Genomic DNA, 16,538 nt, shown 5'->3' on the forward strand with positions numbered 1-16,538 from the left:
GATCAGCGCAATGGTCGATTCGCGCGCCGAACATCGACCATTGCGTTGATCTCGCGGCAGAGGTGCGGGAAGGCTAGACGGAGGCTTTCAGGTCGTCGACCTTGTTGGTCTGCTCCCACGGCAGTTCGACATCGGTGCGGCCGAAGTGCCCGTAGGCCGCGGTCTGCGCGTAGATCGGCCGCAGCAGGTCCAGATCGCGGATGATCGCGCCGGGTCGCAGGTCGAACACGCTGCTGATGGCCTTCTCGATGCGCTCCGGGTCCACGGTCTCGGTGCCGAAGGTCTCGACGAACAGGCCGACCGGGGCCGCTTTGCCGATCGCGTAGGCGACCTGAACCTCGACACGCTCGGCCAGGCCTGCTGCTACGACGTTCTTTGCCACCCAGCGCATCGCGTACGCGGCGGAGCGGTCCACCTTGGACGGATCCTTGCCGGAGAACGCGCCACCGCCGTGACGGGCCCAGCCGCCGTAGGTGTCGACGATGATCTTGCGGCCGGTCAGCCCGGCGTCGCCCATCGGGCCACCGAGCACGAACTTGCCCGTCGGGTTGACCAACAGACGGTAGTCGGAGGTGTCCAGGGTGTCGTGCCCGAGGTCGTTGAGCACCGTGTTGACGACCTTTTCCCGGATATCCGGGGTCAGCGTCCCGTTGAGGTCGATGCCGTCGGCGTGCTGCGTCGACAACACGACGGTGTCGAGGCGGACCGGTGTGGCGCCGTCGTACTGGACCGTGACCTGGGTCTTGCCGTCCGGGCGTAGGTAGTCGACGACGCCGCTCTTGCGGACCTCGGTGAGCCGGCGGGCCAGACGGTGGGCCAGCGCGATGGGCAGCGGCATGAGCTCGGGGGTGTCTTTGATGGCGTAGCCGAACATCAGGCCCTGATCGCCTGCGCCCTGGGCGTCCAGCGGATCACCGGCACCCTCGACCCGCGCCTCGTGCGCGGTGTCGACGCCCTGAGCGATATCGGGCGACTGGGCGCCGATCGCGATGTTGACGCCACAGGAGGCGCCGTCGAAACCCTTGGTGGACGAGTCGTAACCGATGTCCAGGATGCGGTCGCGCACGATCTTCGGGATGTCGGCGTAGGCGGAGGTGGTCACCTCCCCGGCGACGTGCACCTGGCCGGTGGTGACCATGGTCTCGACCGCTACCCGCGACTTCGGATCCTGCTCAAGCAGCGCATCGAGCACAGAATCGCTGATCGCATCACAGATTTTGTCGGGGTGTCCTTCGGTTACCGACTCACTGGTAAACAGGCGACCTTTGCTCACGCTCCGCATCCTTTCCGTTCGAAAGCTATCGAAATTTACTTAGTCAGGCGAATCATATATCTACCCTGTAGCACTCAAGCGCCTGGGACGCCGACGCGCAAGCCTTTCACGCAACATGATGCGTGTGTCGGATCACCCGTCACGGTTCTGCAGGAACGCCACGATCGAGTCCACGATACGGGTGGCCATCAACGTCTTCGAACCGTGTTCGAGGGCGGTTTCGGTTCCGTCGGAGCTCAGCAACCATCCATCGTTGTGGTCGACCTCGAATGCCCGGTTCTCCCCCACCGCATTGACCACCAGCAGGTCGCAACCCTTGCGTTTGAGCTTCGCCCTGGCGTGGAACAGGACATCGCCGTTGGCGTCTCCGGTCTCGGCGGCGAACCCGACGATCGCCCGCATGTTGGGCAACTGACCGTCGGTACGCGACCGGACGGTGCCGGCCAGCACGTCGTCGTTGCGGACCAGGTCGATCGAGCTCGGCTCGGAGGCGCCTTTTTTGATCTTGGCGGTGGACACCTGGGCGGGCCGGAAATCGGCGACGGCCGCGGCCATCACCAACACATGGACATCGGGAGCGTGTTTGGACACCGCATCCTGCAGTTGTGTCGCCGAGCCGATGCGCACGACCTCGACGCCGGCGGGGTCGATCAACCCTGCGGTATTGCCGGCGATCAACGTCACCTCGGCGCCACGCTGAGCCATCACCCGGGCCATCGCGTAACCCTGCTTGCCAGAGCTGCGGTTGCCGATGAACCGCACCGGATCGATCGGCTCGCGGGTGCCGCCCGCAGTGACGAGCACCTTGACACCCGACAGGTCGAACGGCAGGGCATCGCCGCGATCGAGCAGCAGCTGGGCCAGCGTGGTGATCTCCTCGGCTTCGGGCAGCCTGCCCGCCCCGCTGTCAGCACCCGTCAGCCGCCCCGATGCGGGTTCCAGCACCACCGCACCGCGCTTACGCAACGTTGCGACGTTCTCGCTGGTCGCCGGGTGGAGCCACATCTCGGTATGCATGGCAGGCGCGAACAGCACCGGACACCGCGCGGTCAGCAGGGTCGCGGTGAGCAGATCGTCGGCGCGACCGGCCACCGCGCGGGCCAGCAGGTCCGCGGTGGCCGGGGCGACGACCACGAGGTCGGCTTCCTGGCCGATGCGGACGTGCGGCACCTCGTGGACGTCCTGGAAGACGCCCGTGTGCACGGGGTTGCCGGACAGGGCTTCGAATGTGGCGGCACCGACGAAGCGCAGTGCCGATTCGGTGGGGACGACCCGCACCGAATGGCCGGCCTCGGTGAGTTGGCGGACAACCGTGCACGCCTTATAGGCGGCAATACCGCCGGCCACCCCGACAACGATCCGCTTGCGCGCGCTCACGAGCCGGCCCGGGCCTGGTTATTCGCCCTCGGTGTGCTCGAGGAGGTCCTCGTGGATCTCCCGCATCGCGATCGACAGGGGCTTCTCCTGGAGACCGGGCTCGACCAGCGGGCCGACGTACTCCAAGATGCCGTCCCCGAGCTGGTTGTAGTAATCGTTGATCTGGCGGGCGCGCTTGGCGGCGTAGATCACCAAGGCGTACTTGCTCGACGCACGGTCAAGCAGTTCGTCGATCGGCGGGTTGGTGATGCCCAGCGGCGTGTCATAGGCGCTGACGCTGGACGAATCGACGTCCGCAGCAGCCGGCTGCGCATCGGCGGGCGTGGTGCTCACGAAAAAGTCTCCTGGCGGTTATGGCATGAATGCGTTGTGAAATACGGGTGGGTGGCTCGCCGATCCGATCTGCTCGGCCGCGGCGTTTCGAGTCATCTACCGCACCACCAGCAAGGATACCAATTCAGCGCATGCCGAATCCAACTGGCGGTTTACCACGACCTGGTCGAAGTCGCCCTTGGCAGCCATTTCAGCCCTCGCCGTCTCCAGCCGCCTGGCCATGACCTCGGGCGTCTCGGTACCGCGCCCGGACAATCTGCTCACCAATTCGTCCCAGCTCGGCGGTGCGAGGAAGACGGAGATCACCTCCGGCATCGCCTGCTTGACCGCCTTCGCGCCGGCCAGGTCAACCTCGATGAGAACCGGGCGACCGGCCCGGGTGGCGTCTCGCACCGGCTGAGCAGGTGTTCCGGAACGGTGCAGGCCACCGTGGATGTCCGCCCACTCCAGGAGCGCGCCGTCGTCGATCAGCTGCTGAAACTGGGGCGCGGTGACAAACGTGTAATCGACACCGTCGACCTCACCGGGCCGCGGGGCCCTCGTGGTGACGGAGACGGAGAAATACAGGTCGGGAAGTCGCTCGCGCAGACAGCGGATCACGCTGGACTTCCCGACGGCAGAGGGGCCGGACAACACAACGACTGGAGCCGTGGAAACGGCCTCATCCGCTGCGCTGCGTCCGACCCCTCGGCCGACGCTCAATCTGTGCGCCTCAGGACTGGTCGAACTTTTCCAGCAGAGCCTTGCGCTGACGGTCGCCGAGGCCGCGCAAACGACGCGTCGGGGCGATCTCCAGCTCGGTCATGATTTCCTGCGCCTTGACCTTGCCGACCTTGGGCAGGGCCTCCAGCAGCGCGGAGACCTTCATCTTGCCCAAGACCTCGTCGGTCTCGGCGTCGGTGAGCACCTGCTTGAGGTTGGTGCCGCCGCGCTTGAGCCGGTCTTTGAGTTCAGCTCGCGCTCGACGTGCGGCAGCAGCCTTCTCCAACGCTGCCGCGCGCTGTTCGTCGGTCAACTGGGGAAGGGCCACGGGTTCCTCCGTCTCCTGGCAGTTTTACATCGGCCATCACTTGTTTTTATCGGCTGGAGGAGTAACCAGCCAGCGACGACGACCGTACCCACGCAACCTGATGAAAGCTAACCCCACCCCCTGGTTACGGCGCTAAAAGCCCAGCGTGTAGTGGGCTCGCACACTCCATGGGCGACAGCCCCGCAGCCGGTCGATACCGGCCGGAAACGCAGGAATACGGTGGATATGCCTGCTAGTCAATGGTTTTCAGCTGCGTCGTAGTGGTTCACCTGGCCGGGCAGCCGCGATGTGATGCCCGGCGAAGAACGCCCGCACCACGGTGTTCAGAAAATTTTCGCTGGTCACGGCGTGTCGGGCGTGTCGGGACGTTGACGCACCCGTCAGACGAAGACGTTCGGCGACGCCTAATGCCCACCCACGCCATTCAAAGCCGATACACAGCTTAGCTAAATAACCTGCGTCAGTCGGGACTGCTGGGGTCATTTGACCCGCTCGAAGGGAAACTGAACATGGGCATCAAGCGCTTGACCTGCGCATCTGCCGTAGCCATCGCATTGGGAGCGACCGCCTTGGCCACCGGCGCCGGCCCTGCCGCGGCACAACCCGGCCGCCCGTCGTGTGACTTCGGCAACTGCCAGGGCCCCGGCGGTCCGGGCGGCCCCGGCGGACACGGCGGACACGGGCCTGATCGCGGCCCTGGGGCGCCCGGTGGACCCGACCGTGGACCAGGTGAGCCCGGCGGGCCCGGTGGACCGGGTGGACCCGACCGCGGCCCAGGTGGAGGCCCTGGCTGGCCAGGTGGGCACGACCGCGGCCCCGGCGGACCCGACCGCGGCAACAACTGGGGCCCACCGCCACCGAATCTCGCCTGGCGAGGTATCGATCAAGGTCGGTTCGACCACCAACCGTTCAACTACAACGGCCAGTGGGTGAGCCCGTTCTTCAACCCCGACTTCAACAACTGGGGCTTCTGGCTCTTCGGCATCTGGATTCCGCTGTAAACAGCGCGCATTGGGCTGCTCCGGACTCAATCAACCTGTGTGCAGGACGAATTCACCGCGCTTGGGCACAGTCAGGCCAGGTATGCGACGGCGTCGCGCATCCGTTCGGCGGCTTGACGCAGATCCGCCACGGCCGGTCCGGATCGCAGTACCTCGCGGGAGACCGCGGGCAGCAGCCGCTTGGCGCCACCGAGGCCGCCCAGTGCCTCGGGACGGCCGCCTTGGGCGCCCACACCGGGCACCAGCACCGGCCCACCGAGTGCACTGAGGTCCGGGGGGTCGGACACCGTCGCGCCGACGACCACACCGACCGAACCCAGGGATTGACCGGCCGCCAGATTCGCCGCCGCGACATCGTCGACGATCGACTGGGCGACGCTGCGCCCGCCCACCGTGGCCCGTTGCACACTCGCGCCCTCCGGATTGGACGTGGCCGCCAGGACGAATACGCCACGTCCGTGGGCGGCCGCGGTGTCGAGCAGCGGTAGCAACGAGCCGAACCCGAGGTACGGCGAGGCGGTGACGGCATCTGCTGCCAGCGGAGAATCTCCGGCCCAGGCGGCGGCATAGGCGGCCATCGTCGAACCGATGTCCCCCCGTTTGGCGTCGGCCAGCACCAGTACCCCGGCCTCCCGCAACGCGGCGATGGTTCCCTCGAGTACCGCAAAACCCGCCGCTCCGTAGGCCTCGAAGAACGCCACCTGGGGTTTGACGATCGCGAAGCCGGCGAACGCCGCGACACAGATGTCGCAGAACTCGCGCAAGCCGTCCGCGTCGGTGCCGAGCCCCCAGGCCCGCATCAGTTCCGGATGCGGGTCGATGCCCGGGCACAGGGGGCCCCTGGCAGACACCGCGTCGGCCAACCGCTGTCCGAACCCGTCCATTCTCAGCTCAATTCCAGCTCACTGTGCAGTTCCTGCAACGACATCACCCCGATATCACCGCGAATTGCCGCCTCGATGCCCTGCACGGCCGCCGAGGCGCCCTGCACGGTCGTGACACACGGGATGTTCATCGACACCGCCGCCGACCGGATCTCGTAGCCGTCGACGCGTGGCCCGGAGTTGCCGTACGGGGTGTTGATCACCATGTTGATCTCACCGGCGCGGATGGCGTCGACAGCTGAGGGCAGCGGATCGTCTCCCACGGGTTCCTCAGAGTGCTTGCGCGCCTCATCACATGGAATACCGTTGCGCCGCAACATTTCCGCGGTGCCCTCGGTGGCCAGTACCCGGAATCCGAGATCGGCGAGCCGCTTGACCGGAAAGACCAGTGAGCGCTTGTCCCGGTTGGCGACCGAGACGAAGACCGTGCCCGCCGTCGGCAGCGAGCCGTACGCGGCGGTCTGGCTCTTGGCAAAGGCCGTGCCGAAGTCACGGTCGATACCCATCACCTCGCCGGTCGACTTCATCTCCGGCCCCAGCAGTGAGTCGATCTGCGCACCATCGGTTCTGCGGAACCGGTTGAACGGCAACACCGCCTCCTTCACCGCGACCGGCGCGTTGCGCGAAACATGCGCACCGTCGCCGGTGCGGGCCAGGATGCCCTCGTCGCGCAGTTCGGCGATCGTGGCGCCCAGCATCACCCGTGCACAGGCCTTCGCCAGCGGCACCGCGGTCGCCTTGGATACGAAGGGCACGGTCCGACTGGCGCGGGGATTGGCTTCCAGCACGTAGAGCACGTCGTCCTTGAGCGCGTACTGCACGTTGAGCAAGCCGACGACCCCGATGCCGTGCGCAATGGCCTCGGTGGCCTGGCGCACCGACTCGATATCGCTGCGGCCCAAGGTGACCGGTGGTAGCGCACAGGCCGAGTCGCCGGAGTGGATGCCGGCCTCCTCGATGTGCTCCATGATGCCGCCGATGTACACCTCGGTGCCGTCGCACAACGCGTCGACGTCGATTTCGATCGCGTCCTCCAGAAACCGGTCGACGAGCACCGGATGTTCCGGGGACAGCTCAGTGGCGCGGGTGATGTAGCCCCGCAGGGTCTCTTCGTCGTAGACGATCTCCATCCCCCGGCCGCCGAGCACGTACGACGGCCGTACCAGCACCGGATATCCGATGTCTGCGGCGATCCGGCGGGCCTGGTCGAAGCTGGTGGCGGTGCCGAAACGGGGTGCAGGCAGACCGGCGCCGGTCAGCACTTCGCCGAAGGCACCGCGGTCCTCGGCGAGGTCGATGGCCTTCGGGCTGGTGCCGACGATCGGGACGCCGGCGTCCTCGAGGCGTTGGGCCAGCCCCAGCGGCGTCTGTCCGCCGAGTTGCACGATGACGCCGACCACACCGGGACCTCCTGCGCCCGAATCGGATTCGGCGTGGTAGATCTCCAGCACATCCTCGAACGTCAGCGGTTCGAAGTACAACCGGTCGGCGGTGTCATAGTCGGTGGACACCGTCTCGGGGTTGCAGTTGACCATCACGGTCTCGAAACCGGCCTCGGTCAGCGTGGTCGCAGCGTGCACACAGCTGTAGTCGAACTCGATGCCCTGCCCGATCCGGTTGGGACCCGAGCCGAGGATGAGCACCTTGGGCCGCTCGGCCTGCGGGGCGACCTCGGTTTCGGCGCCAGGATCCAATTCGTAACTGCTGTAGTGGTACGGCGTCTTGGCGTCGAACTCGGCCGCGCAGGTGTCCACGGTCTTGTACACCGGGTGGATGCCGAGCCGCCGGCGCAGCGCGCGTACGCCGGCCTCCCCCGCCAGCTCCGGCCGGAGCGCCGAGACCTGCCGGTCCGAGAGTCCGCTGTGCTTGGCGCGTCGCAACAGCTCCGCGTCGAGCACCGGGGCGTCGAGCAACTCGGAGCGCAGTGTGACCAGACCGGCGATCTGCTCGACGAACCACGGGTCCACACCGGAGGCCTCGGCCACCTGCTCGACGCCGGCGCCGAGGCGCAACGCCTGCTCGATGTCGTAGAGCCTGCCGTCGGTCGGCGTGCGCAGATTCGTGAGCAACTCGTCGACAGAAGCATCTGAATCCGGAGCGGTCCAGAATCCGGCGCGGCTGGTTTCCAGCGACCGCATGACCTTGCCGAGCGCCTCGATGAAGTTGCGGCCCAACGACATCGCCTCGCCGACGGATTTCATGGTGGTGGTAAGGGTCTGATCGGCCCCGGGGAACTTCTCGAACGCGAACCGCGGCGCCTTGACCACGACATAGTCCAGCGTCGGCTCGAAGCAGGCCGGTGTTTCCTTGGTGATGTCGTTGAGGATCTCGTCGAGGGTGTAGCCGATGGCCAGCTTGGCGGCGATCTTGGCGATCGGGAATCCGGTGGCCTTCGAAGCCAGCGCCGAGGAACGCGACACCCGTGGGTTCATCTCGATGACGATGAGCCGGCCGTCGCGCGGATTGACCGCGAACTGGATGTTGCAGCCGCCGGTGTCGACACCCACTTCACGCAGGATCGCAATGCCCAGATCCCGCATCGTCTGGTACTCGCGATCGGTCAGGGTCATCGCGGGGGCCACCGTCACCGAATCCCCGGTGTGCACCCCCATGGGATCCACGTTCTCGATCGAGCACACCACAACCACATTGTCGCGGCCGTCGCGCATCAGCTCGAGCTCGAATTCTTTCCATCCGTAGATGGATTCCTCGATCAGGACGTTCGCCGACGGAGATGCGGCAAGCCCCTCTCCGGCCATCCGTTCGACATCCTCGGCCGAGTACGCCATACCGGAGCCCAGCCCGCCCATCGTGAACGAGGGCCGAACGACCACCGGCAGTCCCAGGTCCGTGACGGTCTCGCGGACCTCGTCCATGGTGAAACAGACGCGGCTGCGGGCGGATTCGCCGCCGACCTTGGCGACAATATCCTTGAACTTCTGCCGGTCCTCGCCGCGCTGGATGGCCTCGAAGTCGGCGCCGATGAGTTCGACGCCATAGCGTTCCAGTGCACCGCTGTCGTGCAGTGCCACAGCGGTGTTCAGTGCAGTCTGGCCGCCGAGCGTGGCCAGCAGCGCGTCAATCTTGTTGCCACGCGCGGCCTGCTGGGCGATGACCTTCTCGACGAACGTCGCGGTGATGGGTTCGACGTAGGTGTGGTCGGCGAACTCCGGATCGGTCATGATCGTCGCCGGATTCGAGTTGACCAGGCTCACCTGAAGCCCCTCGGCGCGCAGCACCCGACAGGCCTGCGTCCCGGAGTAATCGAACTCACAGGCCTGGCCGATCACGATGGGACCGGAACCGATGACCAGCACATGGTTGAGATCAGAGCGACGTGGCATTACTTCTCCCCCGACATGAGGTCGACGAACTGGTCGAACAGATAGTTGGCATCGTGTGGTCCGGCCGCGGCCTCGGGGTGATACTGCACCGAGAACGCCCGTCCGTCGGCAAGCCGGATACCCTCCACCACACCGTCGTTGGCGCAGGTGTGGCTGACCTCGGCGGGTCCGAACGGGGTATCGAACTGCTCACCGGCCTCGCCTTCGAGCGCGAAACCGTGATTCTGTGCGGTGATCGCCACCCGCTTGGTGATGTGGTCGATGACCGGGATGTTGATGCCGCGGTGGCCGAACACCATCTTGTAGGTGGACCGGCCCAGCGCCCGTCCGAGGATCTGATTGCCGAAGCAGATGCCGAACAGCGGGATCCCCGCGCCGAGGACCTCGCGGGTGACGCCGACGATGTGGTCCGCCGTCGCCGGGTCGCCCGGCCCGTTGGACAGGAACACTCCGTCGGGTTTCAGATCGGCGATCTGGTCGAATGTCACCGACGAGGGCAGCACGTGGCTGCGGACGCCGCGGCGCGCGAAGTTGCGTGGCGTGTTGGTCTTGATACCGAGATCGATCGCGGCCACGGTGAACCGTTGTGAACCCTCGGGTTCCACAATGTAGGAGGCGTCGGTGCTGACTTCGCCTGCCAGGTCGGCGCCCAACATGGACGCCTGGCTGCGCACCCGCTCCAGCAGTGCGTCGACCGGTACATCGGCCGACTCTCCGGAGAACACCCCGGCCTTCATGGATCCGCGGGTACGCAGGTGACGCACCACGGCCCTGGTGTCGATGCCTGCGATCCCGACGACGCCCTGATGTACCAGTTCCTCGTCCAGCGTCCCGCTGGCCCGCCAGTTCGACGCCCGCGGCGAGGGGTCGCGCACCGCATAGCCCGCGACCCAGATCTTGTCGGCGCGGCTCTCGCCGTCCTCGCGGTTCCACCCGGTGTTGCCGATCTGCGGCGCGGTCGCCACCACGATCTGACCGTGGTAGCTCGGGTCGGTGAGTGTCTCCTGGTAACCCGACATGCCGGTGGAGAACACCGCCTCGCCCAGTGTCTGGCCGATTGCCCCGAACGTGGTCCCGGTGAAGACGCGACCGTCCTCAAGCACCAGGACAGCTCTACTCGTCATGCCTTCTCCTCCAACCAACGGTCGTACTCAGCGCGGTTATCCGCCCGGAAACCGGTATCGATCTCAGCGCCCGACGGCAGCTTCCACCGGATCGCCAGAATGCCTTCATGGGTAAGTGCCTTACCCGCGATACCGCGCTCGGTCCGGATCGCGGTGATCGACTCATCAGGCATCCATATCGGGCCGGCTCCACTGCGCTGCAACATGATTCCCTCGCGGTAGCGGGTCAGCACCGCCTTCGCACGGAAGCCGAGATCACCGGCAGCCACCTTGTCGTTCCAGTGCGGGACCAGGGTGCTGCCCACGTAAAGCCCCTTGGTGGCCTCGACCAACACCGGGCCCACGGTGTCGGGCAGCGGCGGCAGCGTGCCGATCAGTTCGGCCTGGCGCTGGGCACGGTGCAGCCAGCCGCGCATCATCTGACGGATGAGGAAAGCGATCAACAGGGCCAGCAGCGCGGCCATCACCAGGGAGGCGATCAGAGTCGGGGTGTTCACAGGCCCGTCCCGCCCGCCGACAGAATCTTCCCGTCCTGCGCCGTGATCCTGCCCCGCAACAGGGTGGCCGTGACCCTGGCGGGCAGCTCCATCGATTCGAACGGCGTGTTCTCCGACCGGCTGGCCAGGTCGCTGCCCGTCACCGTCCAGTTGGATTCCGGGTCCACCACCGTGAGGTTCGCCGGTTCACCGACCTCCAGTGGCCGGCCCTGATCGGGTAGGCCGACGATCGCCGCAGGGGATTCACTCATCACCCGGGCGACGTCGCGCCACGACAGCAGACCCGGGCGCACCATGGTTTCCACCACCACCGACAGCGCAGTTTCCAGGCCAAGCATGCCTGGGCGGGCGACCGCGAATTCGCAGCACTTCTCGTGTTCGGCATGAGGTGCGTGGTCTGTGGCCACACAGTCGATGACACCGTCGGCCAAGGCCTGCCGCAGCGCGCGCGCGTCACTGGCTTCGCGCAGCGGGGGGTTGACGCGGTTGCGGCCGTTGTAGTCGGCCAACCTGGCGTCGTCGAGCAGCAAGTGGTGCGGGGTCACTTCCGCCGTGATCGAGATGCCTTGTTCCTTGGCCCATTTCAGCAGTTCGACGGTGCCGGCGGTGGAGGCGTGGCAGATGTGCACCCGGGCACCGGCATCACGGGCCAGGATCGCGTCGCGCGCCACGATCGACTCTTCGGCCGACCGTGGCCAGCCCGCGAGCCCGAGCCGGGCAGCGTTGGGGCCTTCGTGCGCGATCGCACCGACGGTCAGCCGCGGCTCTTCGGCGTGCTGGGCAATGAGGACGCCGAGCCCGGTGGCGTACTCCAGTGCCCGCCGCATCACCAACGGGTCGTGCACGCACAGGCCGTCATCGGAGAACATCCGGACCTGGCCCACTCCGGCGGCCATGAGGCCCATCTCGGTGAGTTGCGAACCGCCGAGGCCCACCGTGACCGCACCGACGGGATGCACGTCGACCAACCCGACCTGCTGACCGCGGTTCCAGACGTGGTCGGTGACCACGGCGGTATCGGCGACCGGGTCGGTATTGGCCATCGCGAAGACGGCCGTGTACCCACCCAGTGCTGCTGCGGCCGAACCGGTCTCGATGTCCTCGGCGTACTCCCGGCCGGGCTCCCGCAGGTGGGTGTGCAGATCGACGAACCCCGGCAGCAGAATCTGGCCGGTCGCGTCGATCACCTCAGCGCCCTCGGGAATTGCGAACCCCGAACCGATCTCGACGATCTGTCCCTGATCGACGAGGACATCGACCCGATCGCCCTCGCCGTAGAGCTGCACCCCACGAATGAGCACCTGCTGGATCATGCGGTGATCGCCCCTCCCTCGCCTGCCCCGACCAGCAGATGGAACAGCACAGCCATCCGCACGTGGACACCATTTGAAACCTGTTGCAGCACTGCCGATTGCGAGGAATCTGCCACCGGGAAAGCGATCTCCATGCCCCGTACCATCGGACCCGGGTGCAGTACCACGGCCCGATCCGGCAGCATCGCCTGGCGCTTCTCGGACAGCCCGTAGCGCACGGAGTATTCCCGCGCCGACGGGAAGAAGCCGCCGTTCATGCGTTCGGCCTGCACCCGCAGCATCAGAATCGCGTCGGCGGCGGGAAGTTCCGCGTCGAGGTCGTGTGTCACCGACACAGGCCAGTCGGTAACCCCCACCGGCAGCAGGGTGGGCGGCGCCACCAGCACCACCTCGGCCCCCAGCGTGGACAGCAGGGTCACATTGGAACGCGCGACCCGGCTGTGCAGGACGTCGCCGACGATCACCACCCGTCTGCCTTCGATGGAGCCGAGACGCTGGCGGATGGTCAGCGCGTCGAGCAGCGCCTGAGTCGGATGCTCATGGGTGCCGTCGCCGGCATTGATCACGCTTGGGCCGCCGCCTTCGTCTTCGACCGTCCACTCGGCGAGCTGCTGGGCGGCTCCCGAGGCCGGATGGCGGATGATCAACGCATCAGCACCCGCGGCCCGCAGGGTCAGCGCGGTGTCGCGCAGCGATTCCCCTTTGCTCACCGAGGATCCGGACGCGCTGACGTTGATCACGTCGGCGCTCATCCATTTGCCGGCGACCTCGAACGACACCCGGGTGCGTGTCGAGTTTTCGTAGAACATGGTGATCACCGTGCGGCCCCGCAGCGTGGGCAGCTTCTTGACCTCACGTCCCAACAGCGCCTCCCGGAACCGGTCGGCATCGTCGAGGATCGCATTGGCGTCATCGCGGGACAGGTCCGCCGCGGAGAGAAGGTGACGTGTCATTTGGCAATCACCACCGCATCGCGGTCGTCGTGCTCGGTGAGCAGCACGTGGACGCTTTCACTACGTGAGGTCGGGACGTTTTTCCCGACATAGTCGGCACGGACAGGTAGCTCCCGGTGGCCGCGGTCGACCAGCACCGCGAGCTGCACGCTGCGTGGCCGACCGATGTCGCGCAGCGCGTCGAGCGCCGAACGCACCGAGCGTCCGGAGAACAGCACGTCGTCGACCAGGATGACCACGGCGTCGTCGATACCACCCGCCGGGATCGAGGTGGTTGCGAGCGGACGCGGCGGCTTGAAGTTCAGATCGTCGCGATAGAGCGTGATGTCGAGGGCTCCGTGGGGCACCAAGATGCCGGCGAATTCGTTGATCTTGTCGGCAAGCCGGGTGGCCAACGTCACACCCCGGGTGGGGATACCGAGCAATACGACAGGTGCCCGTTCCGCGGGATCGTCCAACGCGGTCTTCTCGATGATCTGATGCGCGATACGGGAAATGGTTCGGCCGACATCCGCCGCGGACAGCAATTCCCGATCGGTATTTGAAGAGCCCATGAAGAGACTCTGACCTCCTTCTCCGCCTCGCGGGACGGATCGTTAAAGGATGTCGAACTGCCGGGCAGCTTAACAGAGCCGGACTACGCTGGCGAAAATGACCGGTCCCACGAATTCCGAGTTCGACTTCGACGCCCTCTACCGGGGAGAGAGTCCGGCCCCGGGTGTGCCGCCCATCACCACGCCGCCGTGGGATACCAAGGCCCCGAAGGAGAATGTCGTCGCCTGGGCGGAAGCCGGCCTGGTGCACGGCGACGTCCTGGACATCGGGTGCGGGCTCGGCGACAACGCCATCTACCTGGCGCAGCAGGGCTTCACCGTAACCGGCCTCGACCTCTCCCCGACCGCGCTGATCACCGCCGAGCGGCGCGCCGCCGACGCCAAGGTGAGCGTCAGGTTCGCCGTCGCCGACGCCACCCGACTCGACGGCTACGACGGCGCGTTCGACACCGTGGTCGACAGCGGGATGTATCACTGCCTCGATGAGGCAGGCAAGCGCAGTTACGCCGCGGCCGTTCACCGCGCCACCCGGCCCGGCGCCACCCTGTTGCTCGGCGCCTTCTCTGACGCGAATCTCGAGCAGGCCGACTGGGGTGCGCCGACCGTGTCCGAGGAGATCCTGCGCAGCACGCTGGGCGATGCCGGCTGGACCATCACCTCGCTCACCTCGGAGGTCACCCGGCTGCCACACACTGGCTCAATTCGCGGCTCCGCCGGCGATGGGCAGGAGGCGACCTTCTGGCTGCTGGAAGCACAGCGCGGCTGACTACCCTGGCCGGGTGAACCTCGACGGCAATCAAGCATCCATTCGAGACGCGATCGACGCCGGCCTGCTTGCCGGCGCGGTCACGCTGGTCTGGCAGGCGGGCAAAGTGTTGCAGGTCAACGAGTTGGGCCGGCGCGATGTCGACGCCGGACTGCCGATGCAACGGGACACGGTCTTCCGGATCGCGTCGATGACCAAGCCTGTCACCGTGGCCGCCGCCATGGCGCTGGCCGAGGAAGGCAAGCTGGCCCTGGCCGATCCAGTGACCAAGTGGCTGCCCGAACTGTCCGACATGCGGGTGCTGCTCGAACCGGGTGGCCCGCTGGACCGCACCGAACCGGCCCGCCGACCGATCACGTTCGACGACCTGATGACCCATCGCAGCGGGTTGGCGTACGTGTTCTCGGTGCTGGGGCCGCTGGCCTCGGCGTACGGGAAGCTGTCGTTACGCCAGGACCAGGACCGCTGGCTCGCCGAGGTGTCCAGGTTGCCGCTGGCGCATCAACCCGGGGATCGACTCACCTACAGTCACGCCACCGATGTGCTGGGGATCGCGCTGTCCCGGATCGAGGGCAAGCCGCTCTCCCAGGTGCTCGCCGAACGCATCTTCGCGCCGTTGGGCATGACCGACACCGGGTTCTCGGTGGATCCCGCAGGCAGGCGGCGCGCCGCGACGATGTACAAGCTGACGGACGGCAATACGCTGACCCACGACGTGATGGGGCCGCCGCCGATCACCGATCCCCCGTTCTGCACCGGCGGGGCAGGCCTGTTCTCGACGGTCGACGACTATCTCAGATTCGCCCGGATGCTGTTGGGCGGCGGCACGGTCGACGGGGTGCGGGTGCTCTCGGAGGAATCGGTCCGGCTGATGCGCACCGACCGGCTCACCGCCGAGCAGAAGCGGTATCCCTTTCTGGGCTCGCCGTTCTGGGTGGGCCGCGGGTTCGGCCTGAACCTGTCGGTGGTCACCGATCCGGCTCGGTCACGTCAGTTGTTCGGACCGGGCGGGCTCGGGACGTTCAGCTGGCCCGGCGCTTACGGCACCTGGTGGCAGGCCGATCCGTCGGCGGATCTCATCCTGATCTACCTGGTCCAGAATCACCCGGAACTGTCGGTCGACGCCGCCGCGATCGCCGGGAACACCTCGTTGGCGAAACTGCAAGCGGCCCAACCGCGTTTCGTCCGCCGTACCTATCAGGCACTGGATCTCTGAGCTCGGGGTGGCCATGACCCGGATACCCTCAGATCCATGACGCAGCCCACTGCACTCATCAGCGGCGCAGGCATCGCGGGGCCGGCTCTCGCCCACTGGTTGGCCGACTCCGGCTATCGCGTCATCATCGCCGAGCTGGCGCCTGGGATCCGGCCGGGCGGACAGACCGTCGACCTGCGCGGCGCGGGCCGCGAGGTGGTCACCCGGATGGGATTGATGGACGAGATGCGGAGCCGGTCGCTGCACCAGCGTGGCATCGCCTGGATACGCGCCGACGACCGTCGCCGCGCCGAGATGCCGGTGGAGGCATTCGGCGGCAACGGTGTGGTGTCCCAGCCGCGCCCGACACCGTCGGCCTGGACGGCTGGTATCTGATGTATCAGGAACCGGGACTGAACGCGTCGATGCGGCCGTACCATGACCCGGCACTGTGCAAGGCCGGGTTGGCATTTCGCTCCGAGCCGATCGACTATGACCGCCGTTCCTGCAGGTACACATGCCGACCGTGTCACGCGGGCGGGTGCCCTGGTCGGTGACGCCGGATACTGTGCGTCCCCACTGTCCGGGATGGGAACCAGCCTGGCGTTGGTGGGTGCCTACGTTCTGGCCGGCGAGCTGGGGCCCGCGGATTCTTTTGAACCCGAAGGCCTCTCAGCCGCGCTGTCGCGCTACGAAGCAACCATGGCGCCCTACATCGAGCGGTGCAGGCAATTACCCAACGGCGTCGACGGCTACCTGCCCAAGTCCGGCAGCGATATCGCCGTCACGGCCCAGGTGATGAAGTGGATGCAGCGCCGACCGTTCAAGTCCTTCGCCGAACGCAAGTGGTTCACCGTCGCAGATGCCATCGAGTTGCCGCAGTACCGACGGTAA

General features: G+C 66.7%; 15 protein-coding genes and 1 pseudogene. 4 read left to right on the forward strand and 12 right to left on the reverse strand.

All coding sequences use genetic code 11. The features are described from left to right. Positions 1-73: 73 nt before the first annotated feature. The 5 genes from metK to mihF all read right to left on the reverse strand — a co-directional run bounded on the left by metK (position 74) and on the right by mihF (position 4,013). Positions 74-1,273: a methionine adenosyltransferase gene (gene metK, locus M1247_RS08005; protein WP_317155761.1), complete on the reverse strand. Its 1,200-nt coding sequence runs from the start codon at positions 1,271-1,273 to the stop codon at positions 74-76. A gap of 132 nt (positions 1,274-1,405) precedes the next feature. Continuing rightward, positions 1,406-2,650 carry a bifunctional phosphopantothenoylcysteine decarboxylase/phosphopantothenate--cysteine ligase CoaBC gene (gene coaBC / locus M1247_RS08010; protein WP_317155762.1) on the reverse strand — a complete coding sequence of 415 codons (1,245 nt, stop codon included), beginning with the start codon at positions 2,648-2,650 and terminating at the stop codon, positions 1,406-1,408. 18 nt (positions 2,651-2,668) lie between these two features. Further along, positions 2,669-2,983, reverse strand: coding sequence for a DNA-directed RNA polymerase subunit omega (gene rpoZ, locus M1247_RS08015; protein WP_317155763.1), 315 nt, complete (start codon positions 2,981-2,983; stop codon positions 2,669-2,671). A gap of 96 nt (positions 2,984-3,079) precedes the next feature. Then, a complete protein-coding gene (gmk, locus tag M1247_RS08020; protein WP_317155764.1) occupies positions 3,080-3,685 on the reverse strand; it encodes a guanylate kinase in 606 nt (201 codons plus the stop codon). 10 nt (positions 3,686-3,695) lie between these two features. Further along, positions 3,696-4,013: an integration host factor, actinobacterial type gene (mihF, locus tag M1247_RS08025; protein ID WP_003894434.1), complete on the reverse strand. Its 318-nt coding sequence runs from the start codon at positions 4,011-4,013 to the stop codon at positions 3,696-3,698. 509 nt (positions 4,014-4,522) lie between these two features. On the opposite strand from mihF, the gene M1247_RS08030 reads away from it, so the two are divergent. Then, positions 4,523-5,014, forward strand: a complete 492-nt coding sequence (locus M1247_RS08030; RefSeq protein ID WP_317155765.1) for a hypothetical protein — start codon at positions 4,523-4,525, stop codon at positions 5,012-5,014. 71 nt (positions 5,015-5,085) lie between these two features. Here M1247_RS08030 and pyrF read toward each other — a convergent pair whose 3' ends face one another. From pyrF to pyrR, 7 genes are read right to left on the reverse strand one after another with little or no spacing between them, the layout of a single operon-like run. Further along, positions 5,086-5,898 carry an orotidine-5'-phosphate decarboxylase gene (gene pyrF, locus M1247_RS08035; RefSeq protein ID WP_317155766.1) on the reverse strand — a complete coding sequence of 271 codons (813 nt, stop codon included), beginning with the start codon at positions 5,896-5,898 and terminating at the stop codon, positions 5,086-5,088. A gap of 2 nt (positions 5,899-5,900) precedes the next feature. Next, positions 5,901-9,242 (reverse strand): carbamoyl-phosphate synthase large subunit, encoded by a 3,342-nt coding sequence (gene carB, locus M1247_RS08040; RefSeq protein ID WP_317155767.1) that lies wholly within the window; start codon positions 9,240-9,242, stop codon positions 5,901-5,903. Further along, entirely contained in the window at positions 9,242-10,366 is a 1,125-nt protein-coding gene (gene carA, locus M1247_RS08045) for a glutamine-hydrolyzing carbamoyl-phosphate synthase small subunit (protein WP_317155768.1), read from the reverse strand. Before carA ends, carB begins: the two co-directional genes overlap by 1 nt. After that, on the reverse strand, positions 10,363-10,863 hold the full coding sequence (locus tag M1247_RS08050) for a PH-like domain-containing protein (protein WP_317155769.1): 501 nt from the start codon (positions 10,861-10,863) through the stop codon (positions 10,363-10,365). The genes carA and M1247_RS08050 overlap by 4 nt, the downstream gene beginning before the upstream one ends. Beyond that, entirely contained in the window at positions 10,860-12,176 is a 1,317-nt protein-coding gene (locus M1247_RS08055) for a dihydroorotase (RefSeq protein ID WP_317155770.1), read from the reverse strand. Before M1247_RS08055 ends, M1247_RS08050 begins: the two co-directional genes overlap by 4 nt. After that, positions 12,173-13,129 (reverse strand): aspartate carbamoyltransferase catalytic subunit, encoded by a 957-nt coding sequence (locus M1247_RS08060; RefSeq protein ID WP_317155771.1) that lies wholly within the window; start codon positions 13,127-13,129, stop codon positions 12,173-12,175. The genes M1247_RS08055 and M1247_RS08060 overlap by 4 nt, the downstream gene beginning before the upstream one ends. Then, positions 13,126-13,683, reverse strand: coding sequence for a bifunctional pyr operon transcriptional regulator/uracil phosphoribosyltransferase PyrR (pyrR, locus tag M1247_RS08065; RefSeq protein ID WP_317155772.1), 558 nt, complete (start codon positions 13,681-13,683; stop codon positions 13,126-13,128). The genes M1247_RS08060 and pyrR overlap by 4 nt, the downstream gene beginning before the upstream one ends. Before the next feature lie 97 nt (positions 13,684-13,780). Here pyrR and M1247_RS08070 point away from each other — a divergent pair, with 97 nt between their 5' ends. From M1247_RS08070 to M1247_RS36405, 3 genes and pseudogenes are all read left to right on the forward strand, one after another. Then, positions 13,781-14,449, forward strand: coding sequence for a class I SAM-dependent methyltransferase (locus M1247_RS08070; RefSeq protein WP_317155773.1), 669 nt, complete (start codon positions 13,781-13,783; stop codon positions 14,447-14,449). A gap of 13 nt (positions 14,450-14,462) precedes the next feature. Beyond that, on the forward strand, positions 14,463-15,665 hold the full coding sequence (locus tag M1247_RS08075) for a serine hydrolase domain-containing protein (protein WP_317155774.1): 1,203 nt from the start codon (positions 14,463-14,465) through the stop codon (positions 15,663-15,665). Between the two features lie 36 nt (positions 15,666-15,701). Continuing rightward, positions 15,702-16,538: pseudogene (locus M1247_RS36405) on the forward strand (Rossmann-fold NAD(P)-binding domain-containing protein).

Origin of the sequence: Mycobacterium appelbergii (assembly GCF_032883035.1) — a bacterium.
Taxonomy (GTDB): Bacteria; Actinomycetota; Actinomycetes; order Mycobacteriales; family Mycobacteriaceae; genus Mycobacterium; species Mycobacterium appelbergii.

What these genes read in the sequence shown, in the direction of transcription:
- M1247_RS08070 (WP_317155773.1), top strand. Translation starts at nt 13,781, where the DNA reads ATGACCGGTCCCACGAATTCCGAGTTCGACTTCGACGCCCTCTACCGG.
- M1247_RS08030 (WP_317155765.1), top strand. Translation starts at nt 4,523, where the DNA reads ATGGGCATCAAGCGCTTGACCTGCGCATCTGCCGTAGCCATCGCATTG.
- carB (WP_317155767.1), bottom strand. Translation starts at nt 9,242, where the DNA reads ATGCCACGTCGCTCTGATCTCAACCATGTGCTGGTCATCGGTTCCGGT.
- M1247_RS08055 (WP_317155770.1), bottom strand. Translation starts at nt 12,176, where the DNA reads ATGATCCAGCAGGTGCTCATTCGTGGGGTGCAGCTCTACGGCGAGGGC.
- pyrR (WP_317155772.1), bottom strand. Translation starts at nt 13,683, where the DNA reads ATGGGCTCTTCAAATACCGATCGGGAATTGCTGTCCGCGGCGGATGTC.
- M1247_RS08060 (WP_317155771.1), bottom strand. Translation starts at nt 13,129, where the DNA reads ATGACACGTCACCTTCTCTCCGCGGCGGACCTGTCCCGCGATGACGCC.
- carA (WP_317155768.1), bottom strand. Translation starts at nt 10,366, where the DNA reads ATGACGAGTAGAGCTGTCCTGGTGCTTGAGGACGGTCGCGTCTTCACC.
- pyrF (WP_317155766.1), bottom strand. Translation starts at nt 5,898, where the DNA reads ATGGACGGGTTCGGACAGCGGTTGGCCGACGCGGTGTCTGCCAGGGGC.